The sequence below is a fragment of the Metallosphaera tengchongensis genome, from assembly GCF_013343295.1.
Taxonomy (GTDB): domain Archaea; phylum Thermoproteota; class Thermoprotei_A; order Sulfolobales; family Sulfolobaceae; genus Metallosphaera; species Metallosphaera tengchongensis.
Genome location: NZ_CP049074.1, coordinates 844065 through 864349, shown reverse-complemented (window position 1 = coordinate 864349; position 20285 = coordinate 844065). Strand labels below are relative to the sequence as shown.

Annotated in this window: 23 protein-coding genes, 1 tRNA gene and 1 other RNA gene; 13 read left to right on the top strand and 12 right to left on the bottom strand. The window is 41.9% G+C overall.

The window, feature by feature from the left end; all coding sequences use genetic code 11:
* The 5 genes from GWK48_RS04610 to GWK48_RS04590 all read right to left on the bottom strand — a co-directional run bounded on the left by GWK48_RS04610 (position 1) and on the right by GWK48_RS04590 (position 4836).
* The gene (locus tag GWK48_RS04610) at positions 1–960 is read right to left on the bottom strand and encodes an aminotransferase class I/II-fold pyridoxal phosphate-dependent enzyme (protein WP_174632545.1); all 960 of its coding nucleotides are present in this window, start codon (positions 958–960) and stop codon (positions 1–3) included.
* Entirely contained in the window at positions 957–1538 is a 582-nt protein-coding gene (locus GWK48_RS04605) for a helix-turn-helix domain-containing protein (RefSeq protein WP_174630053.1), read from the bottom strand. Before GWK48_RS04605 ends, GWK48_RS04610 begins: the two co-directional genes overlap by 4 nt.
* Positions 1539–1785: 247 nt before the next feature.
* A complete protein-coding gene (locus tag GWK48_RS04600) occupies positions 1786–2400 on the bottom strand; it encodes a protein-L-isoaspartate O-methyltransferase family protein (protein WP_246263910.1) in 615 nt (204 codons plus the stop codon).
* The gene (locus GWK48_RS04595; RefSeq protein ID WP_174630050.1) at positions 2366–4117 is read right to left on the bottom strand and encodes an ATP-binding protein; all 1752 of its coding nucleotides are present in this window, start codon (positions 4115–4117) and stop codon (positions 2366–2368) included. Before GWK48_RS04595 ends, GWK48_RS04600 begins: the two co-directional genes overlap by 35 nt.
* Positions 4099–4836 carry a DNA double-strand break repair nuclease NurA gene (locus GWK48_RS04590; protein ID WP_174630048.1) on the bottom strand — a complete coding sequence of 246 codons (738 nt, stop codon included), beginning with the start codon at positions 4834–4836 and terminating at the stop codon, positions 4099–4101. The genes GWK48_RS04595 and GWK48_RS04590 overlap by 19 nt, the downstream gene beginning before the upstream one ends.
* Here GWK48_RS04590 and GWK48_RS04585 point away from each other — a divergent pair.
* A complete protein-coding gene (locus GWK48_RS04585) occupies positions 4802–5710 on the top strand; it encodes a thiamine-phosphate synthase family protein (RefSeq protein WP_174630046.1) in 909 nt (302 codons plus the stop codon). The two genes, GWK48_RS04590 and GWK48_RS04585, sit on opposite strands and share 35 nt — an antisense overlap.
* On the opposite strand, the gene GWK48_RS04580 is transcribed toward GWK48_RS04585, so the two are convergent.
* Positions 5691–8153 (bottom strand): MMPL family transporter, encoded by a 2463-nt coding sequence (locus tag GWK48_RS04580; protein WP_174630044.1) that lies wholly within the window; start codon positions 8151–8153, stop codon positions 5691–5693. The genes GWK48_RS04585 and GWK48_RS04580 overlap by 20 nt on opposite strands.
* A gap of 95 nt (positions 8154–8248) precedes the next feature.
* On the opposite strand from GWK48_RS04580, the gene GWK48_RS04575 reads away from it, so the two are divergent.
* From GWK48_RS04575 to GWK48_RS04550, 6 genes are all read left to right on the top strand, one after another.
* Positions 8249–8410, top strand: coding sequence for a hypothetical protein (locus GWK48_RS04575; protein ID WP_174630042.1), 162 nt, complete (start codon positions 8249–8251; stop codon positions 8408–8410).
* A 17-nt stretch (positions 8411–8427) separates the two neighbouring features.
* Positions 8428–9024: a hypothetical protein gene (locus GWK48_RS04570; RefSeq protein WP_174630040.1), complete on the top strand. Its 597-nt coding sequence runs from the start codon at positions 8428–8430 to the stop codon at positions 9022–9024.
* Positions 9025–9048: 24 nt separating this feature from the next.
* Positions 9049–9648, top strand: coding sequence for a zinc metalloprotease (locus GWK48_RS04565; RefSeq protein ID WP_174630038.1), 600 nt, complete (start codon positions 9049–9051; stop codon positions 9646–9648).
* Positions 9649–9676: 28 nt separating this feature from the next.
* Positions 9677–10213: a rhomboid family intramembrane serine protease gene (locus GWK48_RS04560; RefSeq protein ID WP_174630036.1), complete on the top strand. Its 537-nt coding sequence runs from the start codon at positions 9677–9679 to the stop codon at positions 10211–10213.
* Between the two features lie 154 nt (positions 10214–10367).
* Positions 10368–10913, top strand: a complete 546-nt coding sequence (locus GWK48_RS04555; protein WP_174630028.1) for an adenylate kinase family protein — start codon at positions 10368–10370, stop codon at positions 10911–10913.
* Between the two features lie 25 nt (positions 10914–10938).
* The gene (locus tag GWK48_RS04550) at positions 10939–11850 is read left to right on the top strand and encodes an Mrp/NBP35 family ATP-binding protein (protein WP_174630026.1); all 912 of its coding nucleotides are present in this window, start codon (positions 10939–10941) and stop codon (positions 11848–11850) included.
* On the opposite strand, the gene GWK48_RS04545 is transcribed toward GWK48_RS04550, so the two are convergent.
* A complete protein-coding gene (locus GWK48_RS04545) occupies positions 11820–12032 on the bottom strand; it encodes a hypothetical protein (RefSeq protein WP_174630024.1) in 213 nt (70 codons plus the stop codon). The genes GWK48_RS04550 and GWK48_RS04545 overlap by 31 nt on opposite strands.
* Before the next feature lie 159 nt (positions 12033–12191).
* On the opposite strand from GWK48_RS04545, the gene GWK48_RS04540 reads away from it, so the two are divergent.
* Positions 12192–12491 carry a helix-turn-helix domain-containing protein gene (locus GWK48_RS04540; RefSeq protein WP_425487494.1) on the top strand — a complete coding sequence of 100 codons (300 nt, stop codon included), beginning with the start codon at positions 12192–12194 and terminating at the stop codon, positions 12489–12491.
* Here GWK48_RS04540 and GWK48_RS04535 read toward each other — a convergent pair.
* Positions 12475–13044, bottom strand: coding sequence for a LysE family transporter (locus tag GWK48_RS04535; protein WP_174630020.1), 570 nt, complete (start codon positions 13042–13044; stop codon positions 12475–12477). The two genes, GWK48_RS04540 and GWK48_RS04535, sit on opposite strands and share 17 nt — an antisense overlap.
* A 312-nt stretch (positions 13045–13356) precedes the next feature.
* Between GWK48_RS04535 and cbp1 the strand changes: the two genes are divergently transcribed.
* Positions 13357–13776 carry a CRISPR DNA repeat-binding protein Cbp1 gene (gene cbp1 / locus GWK48_RS04530; RefSeq protein WP_246263909.1) on the top strand — a complete coding sequence of 140 codons (420 nt, stop codon included), beginning with the start codon at positions 13357–13359 and terminating at the stop codon, positions 13774–13776.
* Here cbp1 and GWK48_RS04525 read toward each other — a convergent pair whose 3' ends face one another.
* The 3 genes from GWK48_RS04525 to GWK48_RS04515 all read right to left on the bottom strand — a co-directional run bounded on the left by GWK48_RS04525 (position 13777) and on the right by GWK48_RS04515 (position 15997).
* On the bottom strand, positions 13777–14925 hold the full coding sequence (locus tag GWK48_RS04525; RefSeq protein ID WP_174630018.1) for a tryptophan--tRNA ligase: 1149 nt from the start codon (positions 14923–14925) through the stop codon (positions 13777–13779). It lies immediately after the preceding gene.
* A gap of 48 nt (positions 14926–14973) precedes the next feature.
* Positions 14974–15609, bottom strand: coding sequence for a cell division protein CdvB1/B2 (gene cdvB1/B2 / locus GWK48_RS04520; RefSeq protein ID WP_174630016.1), 636 nt, complete (start codon positions 15607–15609; stop codon positions 14974–14976).
* 255 nt (positions 15610–15864) lie between these two features.
* Positions 15865–15997, bottom strand: a tRNA-Trp gene (locus tag GWK48_RS04515).
* Between the two features lie 144 nt (positions 15998–16141).
* On the opposite strand from GWK48_RS04515, the gene ffs reads away from it, so the two are divergent.
* An RNA gene (gene ffs, locus GWK48_RS04510) (signal recognition particle sRNA) lies at positions 16142–16447 on the top strand.
* 62 nt (positions 16448–16509) lie between these two features.
* Positions 16510–17991, top strand: coding sequence for a lysine--tRNA ligase (gene lysS / locus GWK48_RS04505; protein WP_174630014.1), 1482 nt, complete (start codon positions 16510–16512; stop codon positions 17989–17991).
* Here lysS and GWK48_RS04500 read toward each other — a convergent pair.
* Positions 17978–19039, bottom strand: coding sequence for a site-2 protease family protein (locus GWK48_RS04500; RefSeq protein ID WP_174630012.1), 1062 nt, complete (start codon positions 19037–19039; stop codon positions 17978–17980). The genes lysS and GWK48_RS04500 overlap by 14 nt on opposite strands.
* 37 nt (positions 19040–19076) lie before the next feature.
* On the opposite strand from GWK48_RS04500, the gene GWK48_RS04495 reads away from it, so the two are divergent.
* Positions 19077–19736, top strand: a complete 660-nt coding sequence (locus GWK48_RS04495; protein WP_174630010.1) for a nucleotidyltransferase domain-containing protein — start codon at positions 19077–19079, stop codon at positions 19734–19736.
* On the top strand, positions 19723–20247 hold the full coding sequence (locus GWK48_RS04490; protein ID WP_174630008.1) for a DUF1122 family protein: 525 nt from the start codon (positions 19723–19725) through the stop codon (positions 20245–20247). Before GWK48_RS04495 ends, GWK48_RS04490 begins: the two co-directional genes overlap by 14 nt.
* The last annotated feature ends 38 nt before the right edge of the window (positions 20248–20285 follow it).

Here is a 20285-nt window from a genome sequence, read left to right as displayed (position 1 = left end):
TCAACCCACAAGTATTTCCTCAATTTGTTTTAGAAGCTCAATGAAATTGTTAGAGAGCGAAAATCTGAAGTGATTTGATCTTAAACCTACAAAATTAGAGCAGTCCCTTACATAATACCCCCTTCGTAGGAGTTCCCTGTTTAGATTCGCTGTAGGTATTGTTGCTTCGGCAAGAACAAATGGAGCATAGGATCGATAAAATTTCAATCTAGTTCCATATCTACTGATTTTATCCAGGTTTTCCTTGGTCTTCTCCTTGCTGTAATTGAAGAACCTCCTAACCTCCTTTGGATCTACGTTGGCAAAAATGTAGTACGCAATACTATTGACTCTCCAAGGTGGGGACGCCCTTTCAAGGAGCTTGCTCTTCTTACCAATCGTAAACCCTATCCTTAAGCCAGGGATGGAGAAACTCTTCGTAAATGAAGACACTACTAATAAACTGGGGAAGTCCCTGACTAATGGGATGAAGGAATCTACGGGGCTTATGTCAGCAAATGACTGATCTACTATTAGTTCCTTACCGGCCTCAAGGAAATTGACCACTTCCTCCTTACGTAAAGGAGAACCGGTGGGATTGTTCGGATGGCTCGCTATCACTGAACTTCCTTGTAATGGAAAGTAAAACTCCTCCGATCCCTCTGAGGCTAAGTAAATTGATCCCCTCGGGTACTCCTGATAATTTGGCTCTGGGACTGAGAGCGCTCTATCTAATCTAGAGATGGCCTCGCTAGCTCCATTGAACACGCCTACGAGGTCGTAATCTACGTCATAAATCTCTGCAATATTTCTCTTAAGAGTGAGATAGTCGTCTGGATAATAGAGATATACTTTCCTTCTCATGGATTCTTCTAATATCTCCTCCAAGAACTTGGGAACCCCTACAGGGTTTAAGTTGACGCTGAAGTCCTTGATTGGGGACGGTTTTCCGTTCCCCCAGCTCAGTCCTCCGTGCATTATAACCCCTTTTCGTTGAAGTAGTTAACAATAACGTTCTTTTCAGCCCTTCTTATTATCTCTGAGAGAGACGAAACGCTGAGTTCTAGCTTTTCAGCGAGGGCCCTTATGGTTATCCTCCTTGGGAATTCATAGTATCCAGCTTCCAGGGCAATCCTTAAGATTTGTTCTTGCCTAGCCGTTAGAATGTCCTCAGATTTGTATTTTGTCACCTTGATCACCTTTACGTCCACTAAAGCTTCGTGGAGCTCCTTGAGAAGTTTCTTTAATTCTTGATACCCGTTCAATATGACTGTCCACAATGTTGAGCTCTCGCTAACGACGCCGTTAACTATAAGATATTTTGAAAGTATGTTCTCCACGACCCCACTAACCTTGAGCGTCCCAAGATACTTTAGCTTTGAGACCTTTGTAAAATTTCCATGTAATTGTTGAATTAAGTTTTCGTCACCTTTAAATTCCACAAGCAGTCGTTGAACTTCTCCCTCTGCCTTTATGTCTAGAATAGTCAGCGTGTTATTGCTTAGTTTAAGCTCTATGGAAGGGTTAGTCTTTGTGATGAAGGTTACCCTAAGTATCACGTATAGATGTGGTAAGCCTCGATATTTAGCTTTTAAGTGATATGGGCCTAAAACTCCTAAATGGTTGATGTCTCCTCTTGTGTTAGATCGATTTGAGAGTGGAGTTTAATCCCTTCATTCATTATTAGTACTAGTGTCTTACTGTACCCTTCTCAAAGGTCAGCCTATTTTATCAAGGGTGAGTTTTCATGATCTTGAACGATTTTCAATTATCTAGTATGAGGAATAGCCTGTCTTTCTTGTGTACTCAGTCGTAGAACCCGCATAGACCTTGTGCCCGCATAAAAATTACGGTCTCCAATCTCTCCATTCTAGCCTGGTCTCCCTTAGTTATCCTGTAGAGGTTTTGGACCTTTTGGGTTCCTATAGGGACTATTAGAATACCTTCCCTTTCCAACTGTTCGTAAACTAGGCATGGCATAGTGGGCATGGCTGCCCAGATTATGGCCCTTTGGTAAGGCGCCTTTTTCGGAAAACCAATTGTGCCATCAGTAGTTTCGACTTTTATATTGTATTTACTGAGCCTCACCGAGGCGAAATTTGAAACCCAAGGGTCTACCTCTACGGTTGTAACATTTTCGCTACCAACCACCTCCGCAATAATTGCTGTGTAGTATCCGCTCCCAGTGCCCACTTCAAGAACCCTTTCCCCCCTTTTCAGGTTTAGATAGTCCAACATCTTGATTCCTAAAGATAGCGCCGTCATGTTTACTCTATCGTTGAGCGGTATGGGCTTGTCGATCCACTCAGGGTCGTAGGCAAACCTAGCGTTTTTTTCCGGCAGGAAATCTTCCCTATTAACGCTCATGTAGGCGCGCTTTAGTTCCTCATTTTGTATCATGGGGAGGATTAGTTGATCCACTTTTCTCAAGTTCGTTCCTTAATTCAGTTAAGTTATTCGGGGCATTAAAGAATACTGGAACATCGTGAGGTAATGATGCCTTGAAACTTACGAGCAACCATTGTCCCACTTCTAGATCTAGCGTTCTGTCCAGTAAGGTATCGTTGATTCCGAAGGTCTCTGAGATCAACTGTCTATCGTATGGTCTCGGTAGCACACTTATAAAGTATGTATGAAGTTGTTGAAGGGCATTGGTGTTCAAGTAGGCTAACCTCTGCGTGCTGATTAGTCCGTGAAGGTGATATTTTCTCCCGTGGCGTAACAGCTTCTCTACTGCGTTGCTTGAGAGCTCGCTCTTATCCTTTTGTCTAGTGTCAAAGGGTATGAACTCCTGAGCCTCATCTAGGACGAACAGTATGGGAGTGTTACTGAAAGACCTTTTTCTCCTATTCATTACCTCATCTATTAGGTAGGCAACTAGTTCTCTGGCCTCTTCTAGATTTGACATTTCAAGGATGAATAGCCTAGGAGAACTCTCCTCTCTATCAAGGATATCTATTGCCAATTTCTCCACATCATATTCCTCAGTCTCGACAGTTTCAGAGTTAACGTAAGACCTTAAGGTCGAGAGAAACGAAAATATGACAGCGTTGTCTTTCAAACCTGCAGTTTTTCCTTCACTTTCGATCTCCTCTATAATGGGAATAACATCGGCGTCAAGAAGGGCTTCCTTGCTTACTTTGTTTTCCCTCATAAACGCGTCAAGCTTTTTCAGCATCAGGCTAAATAGTGGCTTTTGCGAGAACGCGGTGTATTTATCCTCAATCTGATCCTTTACAAGTTTCAGAAGGTCACCATAGGTCATATTTATCACTCCCTGAGGAGGTACGTACAAAGTCTGAACTTTTCCCTCGCGGAGAAGCTCTTCGAAGGACTTAGTTAAGTCTTTTCTGATCTCTTCTAGGTCTTCAGGAATTACATGAGTTCTCATGAACTTCCTTGTTGAGAGGGATAGGTCTGGAGGATACTTGTCAGTGGTAAGTATCTTGGAATTTCGGGTCAATAGTTGGTCTAGGAGTAACACTGAGTACTCCATCGATACATCGAAGATTACAACTTTCGCGTTAGTGTAGCGTAATATTCTCCTTATGAGTGCAGCTGTCAAGTTGGACTTACCAGACCCGGTAAAGGCGAAAATCCCAATGTGGTATATGAGGGCTTTATTTAGGTTTATTGTGAGTGGAACGCCTTGTCCTATTACGGTCCCTATATCAACTCCATCCTTTGCGCAGACGAAGTTTTTAAAAGATTCTTTGTTCAAGATCCTAACCATTGAGCCTGGAAGTGGAGGAACGTATCCTTTCCTGAACCCTTCTGGGGTGGCTAGGTATCCTATTGGGTACGTGAAAACGTCTATCCACATCTCTGGATTTTCTTTCCTCTGCCAACTCCTCTCGACCTCTTCCATGACTTGGTCCCTGATTTCCTTGGGTATTGAGCCGTCCATGTTAATCATGCCGTAGTGAACAGGCACGTAGTCAGCTACCTCTAGGATAAGGTAAGTATCTGGTCTCATGGTCTCCACAGCTAGAAGAGACCCGATGCTAAGGTTCAACTCCTTTGTGAAAGGCATCTCTACAACGAAATTCCTGAAGGAGATGGAGCTTCTGCCATCTGCGGTAGGTCTGGTGATGACCCTGACTTCCCTTAGTCTTCCGGTTACTGGTTCGAACTCCATGAGTTTCTCCTTCCTTCAACTAAACTTCTAAAGCTTCTATATCTAATCAACTGCTTATTGGACAGGAAATCTAAGGCTCTCTTAGCCCGATCCCTATAAAATTTAGCCATTTTATCAACTAAATACAGGGGGTAGTTGTAGCCTAAAGCTTCTGGTATAGGCTCTCTAGATAGCAGGTAAAGTAGCGCAAGAATTTTCTCCTTGTCCCAACGGACGTTTGTCTCGAGCCTAAATACCCATCCTCCTTCCTTTAATTTTACATAGCCTTGTCTAATTTCTCCTTCATCGAGAATAAGCCAAGGCGCTTTAGGAATGTTGGTTAGTTTTCTTCTCTCAAGCTGATCGAAGTCCTTCACAATTGCAATTACAGAGTCTGGAACTTTCAACCCGAGCGAAACGTCCATGGTTAGTTTCCTATCCATAAATATTACTGAAGTATCAGAAATAGAGTTTGCCTCCTCATACTCGATTCTTCTCATGGCTTCCTCTCCCTTTCCGTTAACTATCATCTCCCTGACCTTAGAGCCCAGGTATCGAATTAGATTTCCCTTTAAATCAAAGAAAACCACGCAAGCGTTAACGTAGGAGCTGAGGCCCTCCTCAGTATAAAACTCGTGCAGGCTCCCATCAACAGCAGCTACTTTGTCAAAAATGTAATTATTCTCGTTTTCTAATCTCACTACTGTGTTAGATACTCCACTTTCGCTGATCACGGACATTCTTCTACCTAACGTTAGAGGTTTAGTGGCTAAAAGGCTTAGAGCTCAGGGAATGAGCCAAAACAAGATCTCCTATTTGGTAGGAGTGACCCAGCCAGCAGTTAAGCAATATCTTGACGAGGACGAGGAACAATACATCGACAAGATCGTGGAATTGGGACTAAAAAAGGATGAGATAGATTCACTTGTTAGTACCCTCGTTAGTCTGGTTTTGAATGGCAGAGGAGAAGAGGTGTCCTTGTATATTACCACGTTAGGTCTTCTCCTATTGAGCGAACTGAGGTTTTGTAATTTCCATAGATCGTTAAACTCATCGATACCACTAGACTGTAAGATATGTCAGGGTCTATATAAGGAGGAAGAGGAAAGTGAGCTTGGGTTAGCCATAACCGTACTCAAGAGCAAGGAGGTCTCAAAGCTAATTCCAGAAGTTCTTAGTAACATTGCCTTCTCCAAGAAGGATCCTAAAGACGTGTTAGACGTAATCGCAGTTCCTGGAAGGATTACGGTAATAGGGGATCTCCCTACTCCAGCTTCTAAGCCGATGTGGGGAGGTAGCAAACATCTGGCAACAGTTCTGCTCAAAATAAAGGATCGATGTAAGAAATGGCGATCCGTGATGAATGTAAAGTATGACGATAAAATAGAGAATATCCTAATTAACGAGGGATTTACCTATAAAAAAGTGGGTCCCTCAGACAGAAGAGATGACGACGCCATTGCCCAAATGATTGCCAAGGAGATGGGGGATTGTCCCGAGGTTGTCGTTCATTTGGGAGGGAATGGATTAGAGCCCAATGCCTACGTTTTCGGTCAAAACCCACTGGAGGTAGCAACTAAGGTTACAAGGATAGCTAGGCTCTATTCTTCCTAATTCCGGGCCACCAATTATACTTCCCTAAAATCGACATTATGGCCGGTACTATCAAAGGTCTCACAATGAAAGTGTCGAAGAGAATGGAAAATCCGACAGAGAACCCTATCTCCCTCAAGAACATCATATTAACAGCTACCAAAGAGAAGAAGGCTCCACTAAGGATAAGGCCCGCTGCAGTCACAACTAGTCCTGTTTTCTCTACCCCTTTTCTTACTCTCTCATCTTCCACCCCTGTTTCTTCCTTTATTCTAAGCACAATGAACATATCGTAATCTATACCTAGACTGAAAAGGAGGGCGAATACTATAAGTGGAGAAAGCCAGTACGTATTCCCAAACACCAAGAACATGACAGCTACCCCAACTAGGGAACTGAAGAGTAATGAAAGGACTAGCCTAACTGGCAGAGCTATTGACCTTAGAAGAAGTCCAAGGTATACCAAGATTAGAATAATTGTCATGGGCAAAGTGAAACTATAGTAAACGTGAACAGTATTAGACACTATGTCCACTCTCTGAGCGTTACTTCCACCTACTAAGAGGTTGGTTGAAATTATCCACTTTGTAAAATTGATAGCTCCATTACTAAACACGGGATAAGGTATTAGAAACTCAATTAGTGTGTACCCGTCTCTGTAGAAATAGTTTCCGAGAACGCTTGGAGAGCTAAAAACTTTGTCTCCAAACGACGCTGGACCGTATACCAGTGCCCCTCTGTCAATAGCCTCCTTTGAAATATTGAGTATGTAACCATAGGAAGAGTTGGGGTTTCCCCTTAGAATCCCGTAATCAGTGCTATAATTGAACATCTTGGAAATCTCCTGAAGACCAACGATGCTCTCAGCATTGGAGGGAACTATCTCGTTAGCGTTGACGTTGGTCTGGTGGGTCATAAATACCGCGATTGACAGTACTGATAAAACTACCATTGCAAGGACTACTAAGTATTTCTTGCTTATGGATAGATTAACCATGAAGCTCAAGTATTTTGATCTGGAATCTGATGGGTTCGGAACGTTCTTCCTAGGGAAGGCGAGAGTCTTAGTGGACATACCTAAGAGGGCTGAGTACGTGAAAAGTACAGAGGGAAGTAGGGAGGAAATGGAGCTTACGGTGAGAGCAACTCCGATGTTTTTAAGCAATGGTGAGGATGATATCAGAAAAGACAGAAACGCAAGGGTTATGGAGAGACCGCTAAATATTGCCCCTCTACCTGCTGTCCTGAATGCTTTTTTCAGGGGGTCTTTGGTACCTTCCCTAAGCTCCTCGAAATACCTGTATATGAAGAGAAGTGAATAGTCAATTGCTATCCCGAACACAATGGGTGGTATGACTAGACCTGAAATGTAGTATATATGATACCCGAAATTTCCAAGAAAGATGAGAATAGCGTATGCGACCTCTATTCCCACCACTGCGCTTCCCACGAGTATGAGGATAGGTGCCAAGGATCTCAGTAGAAGTACCAATAATATCCCCACAAGGGTTACGGTGACAAAGTCAATTATCCTAAGGTTTTGATCTGTGTACATCTCCGACTGAGCGTATATGGGAAGGTGCCCTGTAACTATACCGTTGACCTTCCCCATAAAGAGGTTCACGGCATTAAGACTCTCATTGCTAGGTACCTGGACAATGAACAGCCAGGAGTCATTTCTATGGAACTCCTGGAGGGATAAGTTAGGAGGAGGTATCTGTTCTTCGATTAGACTAAGAGAAAAGTTCCCCGGATCCTCCAGGGCATCCGTTGGTAGTTTCTGTCCAGTTAAAAGATATATTAATAATGAATAATTGGAAAAATTTTTCAGAAAACTTATCGCCAGGCTCTTGTTGGTATAGTTGTTAAACCCAAAGAAAATAACGTAAGGGTCTTTGAACGTAAGGTATCCTGCCAATCTCGAGGCATTTATTGTAGATTGGTTATTCAAGGCTAATAGGTAATAGGTCTTATACTCTTCGATCACCTGAGGAGGCGCATTCACGTTTTTGCCTAAAGGGATACCATAGGTGACGTTCAATTGGTAAAGAAATGTTGAAATATTCTTTAGTAAATCAGATCTTAGTTGCGTGAGGTTCAGAAATATCATGTGTGCGTAAGTCAATTTAGATTCGGTCTCATTTAGCAGGGGTTGGATTTCTTCAAGATACTTTTCATTATACTGTTTCAATATTTCATATGGTGTTAATATTCTAGCTCCAGGTAAATACTTCGTCACGTTCTCCAATGAGTCTAGGGAGTGATTATAGGTTCCATTGATAATGACGTAGATGTCGCTTTCAGAACTTACGTTAAAATAGGTTTTTACAATGTTTTCAGCCACCACGCTTTTGTACTGTGAGGACAAGAAAGGGGAATCGCTGTAAACGAAATAGTTTTGTGCTTGAAGTGCAATTGGAGCTAGCAACAGCATCAGCAGGATCCATGGTATAACGTATTTCATGTCTAATGACTATGGTATACCATGGTAAATATGGTTTGGGAAATACCAATTTTACGAATGTAACCTATTTATTCAATGCTAAGTTATCATTAAGCATGCAGTCTCTAAAAGACGCACTAGCTCTCTTGGAACAGGTGGAGAAGATATTGAACAACTATACACCAAAGAGCGAGGAGGATAGGAAACTACTCAACATGTTAATATCCAAAAACATGAAAATAGAAGCTGAAGCGTATGCAAAGTATATAAGGGTTTAGTCAAAATAATATTTTTCGTGGTATTTGAAGTCAGTGTAGATATGTTGTGTGAAGGTAGGAAGGGAGTGACCGCAGGAGGTCACTTCTTTTGTATATCTACCTTTTTGCACAAGGAGCTGGAGCAACTTAAAGTTCCAGACTCTGTCTTGGTTGAGGCTATCGTAGATTTCATGAACGATAACTCTGTAAGTTACTCTGTTTATTGGGGTTCCTCAGTATCGCCTGGCCACTCTAGGGTATTGGAGGTTTGGGTGAACACCTCCGAGAAAACCAGAAGAGTCTTCTTAGTCATCTCCAATTTAGATGGAATAAATGAAATAAGAGTCCTGGAACCTTTCTATTTCTCCGAAGTTGCTGAAAGAATCCTAAATTATGGTAAGAGACTAGATAGTTATAGAATGACCATGCCTTTCCTGTACAAATTTGTAGTTTTCGAATCGTTCAATGTATTCAGAAAATTGTCAAATATAGAATTCCAGGGAATAATTTCCAAGAATAATGAAAAATATATGGTTGCCATGGAAAATGAGAAGGCTCTCCTTTGGAAAGTAGAATCCACAGGAGTGGATCTCGTAAAGAAGGACAGTATTATGCTCATGCATTTAAACTCTTAGGTTACTCTCTAAACCGGATGAGTTTTGTCGTGGTTGAGAGAGTGGGAATGGAGGTTCAGCAGACTAGGCGAGGTTGAATCCTTCGCGCTCGCTATACTTTCCATAGCCGTTAAGGGTATTACCCTCTATCACGCTGGACTAGGAATAGCTATTGCAGTCTTAGCAGCTACCATAGCCATAGTACCACATGAATTGGCCCATAGGCAAACAGCTAGGCAATATGGGTGCTACTCAAGGTTTACCTTAAATTTTACAGGATTCCTATTCACGACTATTATCAACTTATTACCTTTCTTCGGTCTTGTATTTTTCTCCGGATATACCTTAATTTCATGCAGGTTCTTCTCAGCTGATAAAAGAATTGATGGAATTACAGCTGCAGCCGGTCCCATAACCAACTTGGTAATTTCTGCCCTATTCCTAGCTTTGGCTGCATTCACGCCTAACTTCCTGCTGTCATTTATCTTTCAAACTATTGCCGGCTTCAACGCTGTAGTTGGCTTCTTCAACCTGTTGCCATTCTGGATTTTAGACGGATTAAAAGTATTTAGGTGGAACGTGGTAGTATGGGTAATATTAATAGCAATGTCTCTAGTAATGATGTTCCTCACAGGGGAGATCTAAAATAAAGTTTAATGCCACACTTGTTCTGATGATATTCATTCTTATAGGATTTTTAATTGGTATAATAACTTATACATATTCTCCCTATTTGTTCTCACTGCTCATTCAAATAAACTACCTGGTTTTGAGAGGCAACTACACCGCGTTAGTTACGTCAATATTTGTCACAAACAGTTTCACTGATTTTATTTTTAATTTTTTCTCAATGGGAGTAATATACTATCTTTTTGGTTCCAAGGCTGGAAAGTATGAGTATCTGGTCTTCGTAATATCTGGAGTTGTGGGGAACATCTTGACCCTAGCGTTTTTCTCCCCATTTGTGGCGTCTGCTGGAGCTTCAGGTGGGATTTTTGGAATACTTTCGTTTTATATCGCCGATGACATGTTAGAGTTTAACAGGATAGATAGGAACGGTATTATTTTACTTATAATCGTTTTTGTCCTGAGCGATATCATACCCAACGTGAATTATGTAGCTCACATAGGTGGAATATTAGCTGGTGTGTTACTGGCTATTACGAGGAGACGCCTTTTATCTATTTTCAGGGAAAATAGGAATATATGAATACTATAGAGTTGATTATGTTAATTATTGGAACCTTAATGTTCCCCTATGGTGTATACGAGATACTGAAGTCTGACGGCACTGTTAAAGTTAAACTAACCTTAGTCGGAATATCAGTAACGTTATTTAGTTTGGAAACCCTCCTTGTTTTTAGATGATAGTTGTTATTTCAGGTTCTCCAGGTACTGGAAAGACGGCAGTAAGTTTGGCTCTCTCCAAACTAACCGGAATGGATTACCTTCACGTATCCAGTTTCGTTTTAGAAAAAGGACTTTACGTGAAATACGATGAAGCTAGATCCTCTTACGAGATAGATGACGAAACAGTTGCCCAGGAGCTGGAAAAGTTCCTAAAGGACAGGAAGAACATCGTTATCGAGACGGTCTATCCGTCCCTAATTAACAACGCCGATAGAGTCGTAGTCCTACGAAGGGATCCAAGAAGACTGTTTGAGGAATTAAGTCAAAGAGGATGGAGTAAACTTAAGATAGTTGAGAACGTAGAGGCAGAAATTTTGGGTTATGTGTCCACGGAGGCTAAAGAATGGTTCGGTAAGGTATGCGAGATAGATACTACTAATCTCTCAGTGGATCAGGTTGTGGGAAAAATAATGAATGAGACATGCGATCACGACATAGATTGGCTAGATAGGCAGGATATCCAAGAGTTGCTTTTCTACTTAGATAAGATTATTAATTAATCGCTAACATATGTTAATTGAGAATATGAGTTCCAATCCATTCAGATTGCAATCTCCTCAACCGGCTAAACAGCCTAGAGATTTAAGAAAGGCCCCAGCAGCTCCTCAGGTGCAGGGTGCTGACCTAAAGGTCCAATCCAGAATGAAGAACGTGAAATATAAGATTGCCATACTTAGCGGTAAGGGTGGTGTAGGGAAGTCATTCGTCTCGTCGAATCTAGCAATGGCCCTGGCAGCGGCAGGCAAAGGGGTAGGGATTATAGATGTAGATTTCCACGGTCCTTCAGTTCCTAAGATGCTGGGAGTAAGGGGTCAGATGCTTACCGCCGACGATAACGGTATAAACCCGGTAAATGGTCCCTTCGGGATAAAGGTTGTCTCAATTGACTTCCTGTTACCAAGAGATGACACTCCAGTAATATGGAGAGGATCCATAAAACACTCTGCAATAAGGCAATTTCTTGGGGACGTTAACTGGGGTCAATTGGATTACCTTCTAATTGACATGCCCCCTGGAACAGGGGATGAGGCTCTGTCCGTGGCTCAGCTAGTCCCCAACATAACTGGTTTCATCATTGTAACAATTCCATCAGAAGTGTCTACACTAGCTGTAAGGAGGTCCATTAACTTCGCTAAGACAGTCAACACCAAAATCCTAGGTGTTGTGGAGAACATGAGCTACTTCGTGTGCCCGTCGGAGTCTAAGAACTACTACATCTTTGGGCAAGACAAGGGTAAGAAAATGGCTGAGGAGTTGGGAGTCCCCCTACTAGGTCAAGTACCGTTGGATCCAAGGATAGCTGAGTCCAACGATTTAGGAGAACCGTTCTTCCTGAAATACCTCGATTCACCCGCATCTAAGGAGTTCCTTAGTATAGCTGACAAAGTAATAGAAATGGTAGAGAATCAGAAACTACCAGACCTCAACTTGAAGTAAAATTTCCTCCTTTCGTAATCAGGGGTTTTCTCTACTGTACCATCCCTAACCATTGAAGCTAAGGTCTCCCTGAATTCCAACGGGGAAAAACGAACCCCCTTTTCCATTAATTTGTCTCTAAGCTCCTCCGAGATCATGGGTCTATTTTTTAATAAATTGATTATCTCTTCCCTTAGGTTCATTATCTATCCTGCAAATAATTATATGGGAGCTTTGGGATTAAAAATTTAAGGCTTGAAAGTAGATAAAACTTTAAAAACAATAAAAACTAAATGTCAAACGGTGCAATTTAATTGATAAATGAGGTAGCTGAAAGAAATATCCTCCTAAAGCGTTTCCTAATGGTGGGTTACGGTCTGTCAGAGGCTGATGTAGAGGCTTTCGTTAAAATAATAAGAAGCAACAATGGTAAGGATGTTGACTCCATAGCGGAAGAGTTGGGAATCAGTAAGAGCAGGGCGAGCCTAATATTGAAAAGGTTGTCTGACGCTGGGTTAGTATCTAAGCAAAAAAGTTCTGGATCTAAAGGGGGAAGACCAAAGTATATCTACAATGTAGATAAGAGTGAAGTTATTGAGAAGATGAAGATAAGAGCCTCAGAGCTATGCTCAGACCTGTCTGGGATTATAAGTGGGCTATGAGAACTATGCCCTCTATGAGGACGTAAGAGCCGAAAGCCAATAAAATTAGGAATGATACTATTTTTATAAGATGCGAAATTCCTTTTCCATATCTATGCACAAATATTGGAAACACTGTGATCCAGATTACTATGCCTCCAAAGAAACCGGGGATAGCTAGAATCCCAATCTCTTGAACCATAAAGAGACCACTGGTAAGCCACCAAGCTATTTGAAATGGGTTGGTAAGTCCCATGAGGAGCCCCGTGATATAGTTCCCTCTGGTGGTCCTTGAGGACATGGAAGACTTTAGAACTTGAATGGAGAGCCATATCATGAAAATGCCTCCGACAATGTAGAAGACGTATCTAACCTCTATTGGAATGAAGTTTCCGAAAAAGAAAGTAAGGAGGAAAAAGGTAAAATCCGCTGTCATAGCCCCTAAACCCACGCTCATTCCGTGGAGCTTCGACCGTAAGGACTCGGAAGCAATAACTGAATTAACAGGTCCTGGAGGTGCAGCTAGAGACAAACCCAAAATAAGACCAGTAAGGGGTACTAGGAAACCTTCCACAACTCAATAAACCCTATACGGTTTAAGAGTTTTCATCTTCTTTCCATCAAAGAGGTTAAATCATGGAACTATGTAACTATTAAAAATCTAAACCAATTCCAGAAAGCTACGCTCATTCTTAAAGTTCTAAAAGTGTGTAGATATCGTCATAGGATCTGCTTTCAATAATTTCAGGAAATATTTTTATTGTACCAAAATATTAGAACGGCTATAATAAACGAAAAAGAACAACTCTCTACCTCTAAAAGTTATAAGTAGATTAAAAAAGATTTTGGGAAAAAATATAAAAAGATACACCCACTCCTTTCTATTATGCAAGAGGACATTACTGAAAAAGTAAAGGAAATGTACAATAGAGGGAGGTCAATAAGGGAGATCGCTAAGGAGCTCAGCATGAGCTACTCAAGAACTAGGAAAATACTCAAAGATAGTGGGGTTCAGTTCCGTGGAAAGACTCCCCCTCAACTAATTCAACAGGTGATTGAGTACGGAAAGCAGGGGTATAGCGCTAATAAAATTAGCAAACTTCTCAATATGAATTCCAACACTGTATTGAGAATACTCAAGAAGCACAACCTTGTAAAGACAAAGAGAAAACTAACTCAAGATAAAGTGCAGAGAATTGCTGAGATGTATAAAAGTGGAGCGTCCATTTATAAAATTGCCAAGGAACTTGACATATCCACAAACCTAGTAGTGTATTATCTAAAGAAGTTACATCTTAAAAATTAGTTATTCGTGAATTTTCTCCCACATGCTTCGTGCTAGCTTTCCTTCATATTTGAAGTCTTTGACCATTTCTTTGGCCTTCTCCCTCCTTTCCCTATGTTTTTCAAGGAATTGATTTAATTTTTCAGCAAGTATTTGCTTAATTTCCCCTGTCAACATTTTGCCCGTTCTGTAATCCTCCTCTATCTTCTTAATCCTCTCATCATCTTCCTCGAAAAAGTAGTATAGCCATTGGAACGGCACGTCTATGTCAATGTTTGCGCCAAGTTTTCTTTGTAATTCAATAGTGGGTTGACCCCCAGAAAAAGCATACTTCATGATCTTTCTTTCAACAGTCCTTGGATCATCTACAAGGTAAATTGCAGATTCAGGATTGGATGAGCTCATTTTTCCCTCAGGACCTGTAAGAGGAGGTAAGAATTTGCTGTGTATTTGAGCCGCTTTGTAATACCCAAGGCTCTCCGCAATATCCCTCTGAAGCCTCCAGTAGGGGTCTTGGTCTATCCCTGCAGGGATCAAACAGCGCTTTTTTTCGAACATAGTTGGGACTATCTGAAGGGCTGGATAGAAGATAATTCCAATATTGGAGGAAACGTCAAGGCCAAAAGTAGCTCTAACCTCTGAGAAAGTTAACTTCTTGGCTACCTTGATGGCCAGAGTATACATGTTCTTTATGTACTCCGTGTCCTGGAATATGAAAGTCTTATCTGGATCAAAACCTGCTGCTATTATATCCAGGATATTGTCGTAAGCCCACTGTCTAGTTTGTTCAAGCGTATAGTCTTGGTTCCGCATGAATTTCTCGTCATCTGTTATCTCTATGTAAACGTTAACTCCAAACTCACGTTGAAGCCAAGCTGTAAACAGGAAGGGTATCATATGTCCTATGTGCATTCCTAAGGATGGTGCCCTGCCTGTGTAAAGGAAGAACCCCTTTCCACTCTTGTAGTCGTTGAGGACCAGGTCTAGATCTCTATGGGAGAAAAACACATTCCTCCTCAACATCACGTGTAGTTTGTCGTTTATGGCAGACTCGATGCTCTTCCTAAGCTCGTCAGTTATCTTCTGGGTTCCAAATTGGACAATTAATTTGTCATAATCGACCTTTCCCTTAACTTCCCATGGGGTTACGGTAAAGTTATCCTCGGCCACAAGAAGAAGTGAAAACGGTAAATAAAATATCTTAAGTCCAGAGAGCCTTTACGCTCTCTGGGCCAGGGCGTTGACCGGCAAATCTGGGAACTTTTCCTTCATTCTCTGCTCTGCGATAGCGGAGGCCTCGTCCAATATCCTCCTTGCCTCTGGTGAGGCTGCACCGGTGTATGAGTACCCTCCAGTGAAGTCGCCAGCCTCGATTACTACACCTTGTAGGTCTTCTGCCAATCCAGAGAGCTCAATTGATATCTCGGGCATAACTCCTTTGAGCACTGATCTCAATTCGCTGATGACTCCAACGACTGGTATCAGATTTACAAATACTTCACCAAGCTCTCCGACGGTCTCCAATCTCAATTGGACTTGCTCAAGCGCTATTTGGGTAGTGATTAGTTGTTTGCTCATTTTCCTTATCTCAGCTACTTCGTTAGCGTACATCGCAGCCCTGTTAGTGTCCTTGGCCATTTGGGCACTGACTACTCTTTCGAAGAGTGTTCTGTCCCTCTCTTGGAGACGAGATATATAAACGTCAAGTCTGTTTATCATTGAACCTAATCTGTACCTGGCTTGAACGATCTTGTACTTTAAAGGTTCCTTACTCTTGAATGCACCTTTTAGTCCACCAAATGTATCCCTATCTTCAGATCCAGCCCAATACTTTTGGAAGTCTTTGCCAAGCATGTTATTATATATCTTCCTTGGGTATCCTTATAAGGTGGAACATATAGTATTATTTACTTCCTTAGTCATTTTTAATATTTCAGTACTATTAGAGAATATAATCGAAAATTAGTCTAACACTAAAACTTCTCTAATACTCTTCTGACAAAATTTCAGGGAAATCGAGAATACTGTTGTGGTTTATCTAACAAACTAAAGACAGAACATACAACATCCTCAATAAATGGAGTAAAGAGGTAACACATACAAATTTAATGGGCCCACGGGGATTCGGACCCCGGACCACTGGGTCTCTCCATTCCAGATATATTTCATCCCCTTTCGGGTCGACAGACCCAATGTTTCGTATCTGGAGCCCAGCACTCTAACCTGGCTGAGCTATGGGCCCATTACCGATCACGTAATTATCATTACGTCTATTAGGTAATTAAACTTGACTCTCGAAGAGAGTTTTTAGAAGACTATCCACATCATCCGGATGTAGCGAGATGACAATGGATAAACTAAAATAATTACTCTTGTTAAATAAGAATGGTCGGGTAGGGTGTAGGTCTCGCCAGCCTATACACCCGCGTGGCGTAATGCGGGCACCAGTAACCATTATGCGGTTCATATGCAGGTGAGGAAGTCCAGAGATTACGATGAAGACCGCCTAGCAGGGCTGGCGGATGTGGTCCTTTCCTTCGGAGGAAGGAGAGGAACCACATTAGCTGGGAGAATCGACGAGGCCCGGAAGGGAGCAGTCGTACCCGGACGTCGGCGCTTGCTAGTCTCCGGTCCGAGGAGGCTTTGGGTATAACTTCCCCATCTGTATAGGACCGCATAATGGAGCCGACCGTTAAGTGACTGGGACTGAACGATCAGCTTAAGTTTATATTTTGTAAACTGATGTGGTTCCTTATGAAGTGGGACGAAAGAAGGCTTAACCTCCTAAATGAAATGAAAAGTGAGGGAATTAACCCTTATCCTCAGAAGTACGATTTAACCCATACAATTACTCAGCTTAGAGAGATTGGAAAATCCAGGGAGGACAGACCAAAGGAGCCTTTCCTTACTGGAGTAAAAACGGCAGGCAGGGTAGCTAATGTAAGGAGACACGGTAAAGCGTCATTTGTAGATTTATTTGATGATGGTGAAAAATTGCAAATTTACCTGAGGATCAATGAACTTGGGGAAAAATATGAGAAGTTTTTCAAGTACGTGGATAGGGGAGACATTGTAGGAGTAACCGGAGATCTCTTCTTCACAGCTAAGGGAGAGCTCACCCTCCTTGTGAAGGATTTTGTCATGCTCTCTAAGTCATTGATAGAGCCGCCAGACTGGTCTGTGATGAGCCCAGAGTTTAGGTACTCCCACAGATATGTGGATTTTCTGTACAACGATAAGGCAAGGAAAAACATGGAAATTAGATTTAAAATTCTCAAAGAGATAAGAAATTTTCTAAATAGCGAGGGTTTCATGGAGGTCGAGACACCAATATTGCAACCTGTGTACGGTGGGGCGTTAGCTAGGCCCTTTAAGTCTCACATAAACTACCTTAACGAAGACTGGTACCTACGGATTTCTCTTGAACTTTACCTGAAAAGATTCATTGTCGGTGGATTTAACAAAATATTTGAGATAGGAAAGGTGTTCAGGAATGAGGACATTGACGTTACCCATAATCCTGAGTTCACTCTAATGGAGCTCTATTGGGCTTACGCAGACTACATCGACATCATGAATTTAACAGAAAGGCTGTTCAAACATCTAGCCGACAAGGTTCTCTCTGGGACTAAAATTTCGTATAAAATTGGGGAAAAGACCCACGAAATCGACCTGTCAAACTTTAGAAGGGTAAGCATGTACGACTCGCTCTCAGATCTACTTGGGAGGAATGTCGAGACTATATCTGATGAGGAATTGAAAGCTTATCTGGACAAATATGGGCTAACTCCTCGAGGATCCCTTTACGTGAGGGGCTTAATGATAGAGAAGCTCTTCGATAAGTTAGTTTCCCCCAACTTGATACAACCAACCTTCGTTATGGATTACCCGTTGGAGACCACCCCCCTTTGCAAACCGCATAGAACTAAGCCAGGTCTAGTTGAGAGGTTCGAGCTCTACATAGCCGGTGTTGAGTTTGCCAACGCTTACACGGAGCTAAACGACCCAATCATGCAGGACAAGTTGTTCAGGGAGGAGCAAGAGATGATGAAGAGAGGCGACCAGGAAGCGCATCCTTACGACAAGGACTTTATTACCGCATTAAGTTACGGTATGCCTCCAACAGGAGGTCTAGGGATAGGGATAGATCGGCTTGTGATGCTCTTCACGGATAATCAGAGCATAAAAGAGGTCATACCTTTCCCCATGATTAGCTCTAAGCTTACTGAGGAATAAATGAAAAGGATATAGCAATTATTAGTAAAAGGACAAGTAGCCCCTGGATTGCCATTGAAATGTTTTCATTTATATGTATTTTCTTAAGAATTTCAGTAAATATTTTACCACCATCTGTAATTATAAGTGGAGCGCCGTTTAAAAGAGCTAAGCTAAAGTTTACAATAAACATCCACACGAAGAAAGTGACGAATGGAGATACGTAAGAAGGAAGATAGTAAGTTATGTACACTCCCAAAAAGTGAGAGGGTGAAGTGAGGTTAAGATTTACTACACCGTTTGGAGTTAGGAGTTTCAGGTGATATTGGGTAGTACTATCCAATACGTTCTTAAGCTGGGTAGGCGTCGTGACCTTAATGCCATTAACCGACTCTATTACGTATCCAGGATGTATAGAGGAGTTGTAGGCTACCGTGTTGGGAACAGTTCCCTCTATTAAAATACCTTGAGATAGGATAGGCGGTAGGTATATCGCTAAAGGAAGGAAAATTCCTGCCAACACAAGGTTAATGGCTATCCCTGCTGAGATAACTTTCAATTTAGATGAAAGAGGGGACTCCTTAAATTGAGATTCCTCTGGCTCCACGAACGCTCCAGGAAAGAAGAACAGAAGAATGAACCCCCCACTTCTAACAGGAATTTTATTTGAGGTAGAAGATATGGCGTGCATTAGCTCGTGGAGCACCACAGAAATTCCAATGCTCAACAGAATATATGGGGCTTGGTCTATGTTAACTGTAACTCCTGGGATAATCGGCTCCAGCTTTACAGCTGAGGGCTTCGATGGAGTTAAAATTGACGTCAGCGCGGTCATGATGAGATATATCCCCCCAAACATTGAAACTATTGCCAATACTATTGCTAGAACCTCGAAAATTTTGAACGTTCTGGAATTGGCTACCCTTGGAAACCAGCTTGTTCTAGTTTCTTTTCTCCACATGAGAAGCAAAGGATACACTGTGAACCCCTTTTTGGCAAGGTAACTCCTGAATAGCAGCACGAGTGCCCAGAATACTAATAATCCCACAAAGAACTCTATAGCTGACATCGACTCGCTTAAATTGTACTGCGTTTAAAAAAATCTTGTGCAAATAGTCTACGATGAGGTTCGCTGGAAAACCTTAGGAAAATTAAGAGAGCGGGCAATAGGAATACTAAAGAGGTTAAATGAGCTCTCAATGGTAGGTTACGTTTACGGATCTGTAGCTAGGGGAGACGTAAATCCTACTAGCGATATTGACATCGTTGTACTGAATCCAAACGTGGTTTTGTTGGATCTAATCCACGTGGATCACAAATTCATAATCCAGGCAACTCCCACATCAACGCCTAAAGTTTATCTTGCTTTAGACAGAGATGAGAAAGAGGTCATTTCCTTCCCTTTGGTGAAGCTAAGGGGAATGGAGGAGGAATTTTACAAATTTGGGGGGATGATAGGAATGGAAGACTTAGAGAGAGGCTTAAGGGTTGTTGGCGTAAATAAAAACTTGGACCTTATAGTTCCCAATAAGGAGGGGCACGACCAAATACCCTTGAAGGGCAACGAGGACATAGCCATTAAGTACCTCAAAATATCACCCATGACTTTAGATCAGAGGGAAAAGTTACTGACAAGGAGGAGAGAACAGGGAAGGACAGGCACGTTTTTGAGGTATGAACTCTCCTCTGAGGAGAGCGTCCAAACAGCAGTAAGAGATTTGATGAAGGAGAACAAATTCTTCAAGAGGTCTATTGATAGAGGGTAATATAAGGGGTAAACGAATTCGCTCGGATAATATCAGTTCTACTCACATCAAGGAGCTCAAGGTTTTCGATCTCAAGCTAGATGATAGGCTTGTAGGTAAGTGTCACTACTTTACTGGAAGGGATTATTACCCGCCTTGGATAGAGCTTGACTATAACCCATGGCCTAGGGAAGAGGGTCTTGAAATAGATCTGTTTAGGGTAATTTATGAGAGACTGCCAGATGGAGGAAGGTTCTTCGTAACCTATTATAGAGACGAAGATACTTTAAGAGGTATAATGAACGGTCTGTCGGTAGCTGATACGCCCCTAGGCGTTTCGCTTTTGACCTCTGGCTTTACATGGTTTAAGAACTGGTACTTTCCGGAAGGTGGGAATGAGGGAGGAATGAAAGTTCAGGCAAATAAGACACTCTCTAGATCAGAAAGGCTGAGACAACTTGAAGAATTACTAGCAGAAGTTAAAACCCCCAATGGGAAGAAGATTGTAACTGATTTGATTGCTCAAGGGTAATCCAGACATAGGGCTGTATAATAGGGCTCTACCTAAGG

Bases quoted from the DNA above. Each gene is read 5' to 3' on its own strand.
- GWK48_RS04560 (WP_174630036.1), top strand. From the start codon at position 9,677: ATGATATTCATTCTTATAGGATTTTTAATTGGTATAATAACTTATACA.
- lysS (WP_174630014.1), top strand. From the start codon at position 16,510: ATGAAGTGGGACGAAAGAAGGCTTAACCTCCTAAATGAAATGAAAAGT.
- GWK48_RS04580 (WP_174630044.1), bottom strand. From the start codon at position 8,153: ATGAAATACGTTATACCATGGATCCTGCTGATGCTGTTGCTAGCTCCA.
- cbp1 (WP_246263909.1), top strand. From the start codon at position 13,357: ATGCAAGAGGACATTACTGAAAAAGTAAAGGAAATGTACAATAGAGGG.
- cdvB1/B2 (WP_174630016.1), bottom strand. From the start codon at position 15,609: ATGCTTGGCAAAGACTTCCAAAAGTATTGGGCTGGATCTGAAGATAGG.
- GWK48_RS04590 (WP_174630048.1), bottom strand. From the start codon at position 4,836: ATGTCCGTGATCAGCGAAAGTGGAGTATCTAACACAGTAGTGAGATTA.
- GWK48_RS04545 (WP_174630024.1), bottom strand. From the start codon at position 12,032: ATGAACCTAAGGGAAGAGATAATCAATTTATTAAAAAATAGACCCATG.
- GWK48_RS04555 (WP_174630028.1), top strand. From the start codon at position 10,368: ATGATAGTTGTTATTTCAGGTTCTCCAGGTACTGGAAAGACGGCAGTA.
- GWK48_RS04540 (WP_425487494.1), top strand. From the start codon at position 12,192: ATGGTGGGTTACGGTCTGTCAGAGGCTGATGTAGAGGCTTTCGTTAAA.
- GWK48_RS04595 (WP_174630050.1), bottom strand. From the start codon at position 4,117: ATGGAGTTCGAACCAGTAACCGGAAGACTAAGGGAAGTCAGGGTCATC.
- GWK48_RS04575 (WP_174630042.1), top strand. From the start codon at position 8,249: ATGCAGTCTCTAAAAGACGCACTAGCTCTCTTGGAACAGGTGGAGAAG.
- GWK48_RS04500 (WP_174630012.1), bottom strand. From the start codon at position 19,039: ATGTCAGCTATAGAGTTCTTTGTGGGATTATTAGTATTCTGGGCACTC.
- GWK48_RS04550 (WP_174630026.1), top strand. From the start codon at position 10,939: ATGAGTTCCAATCCATTCAGATTGCAATCTCCTCAACCGGCTAAACAG.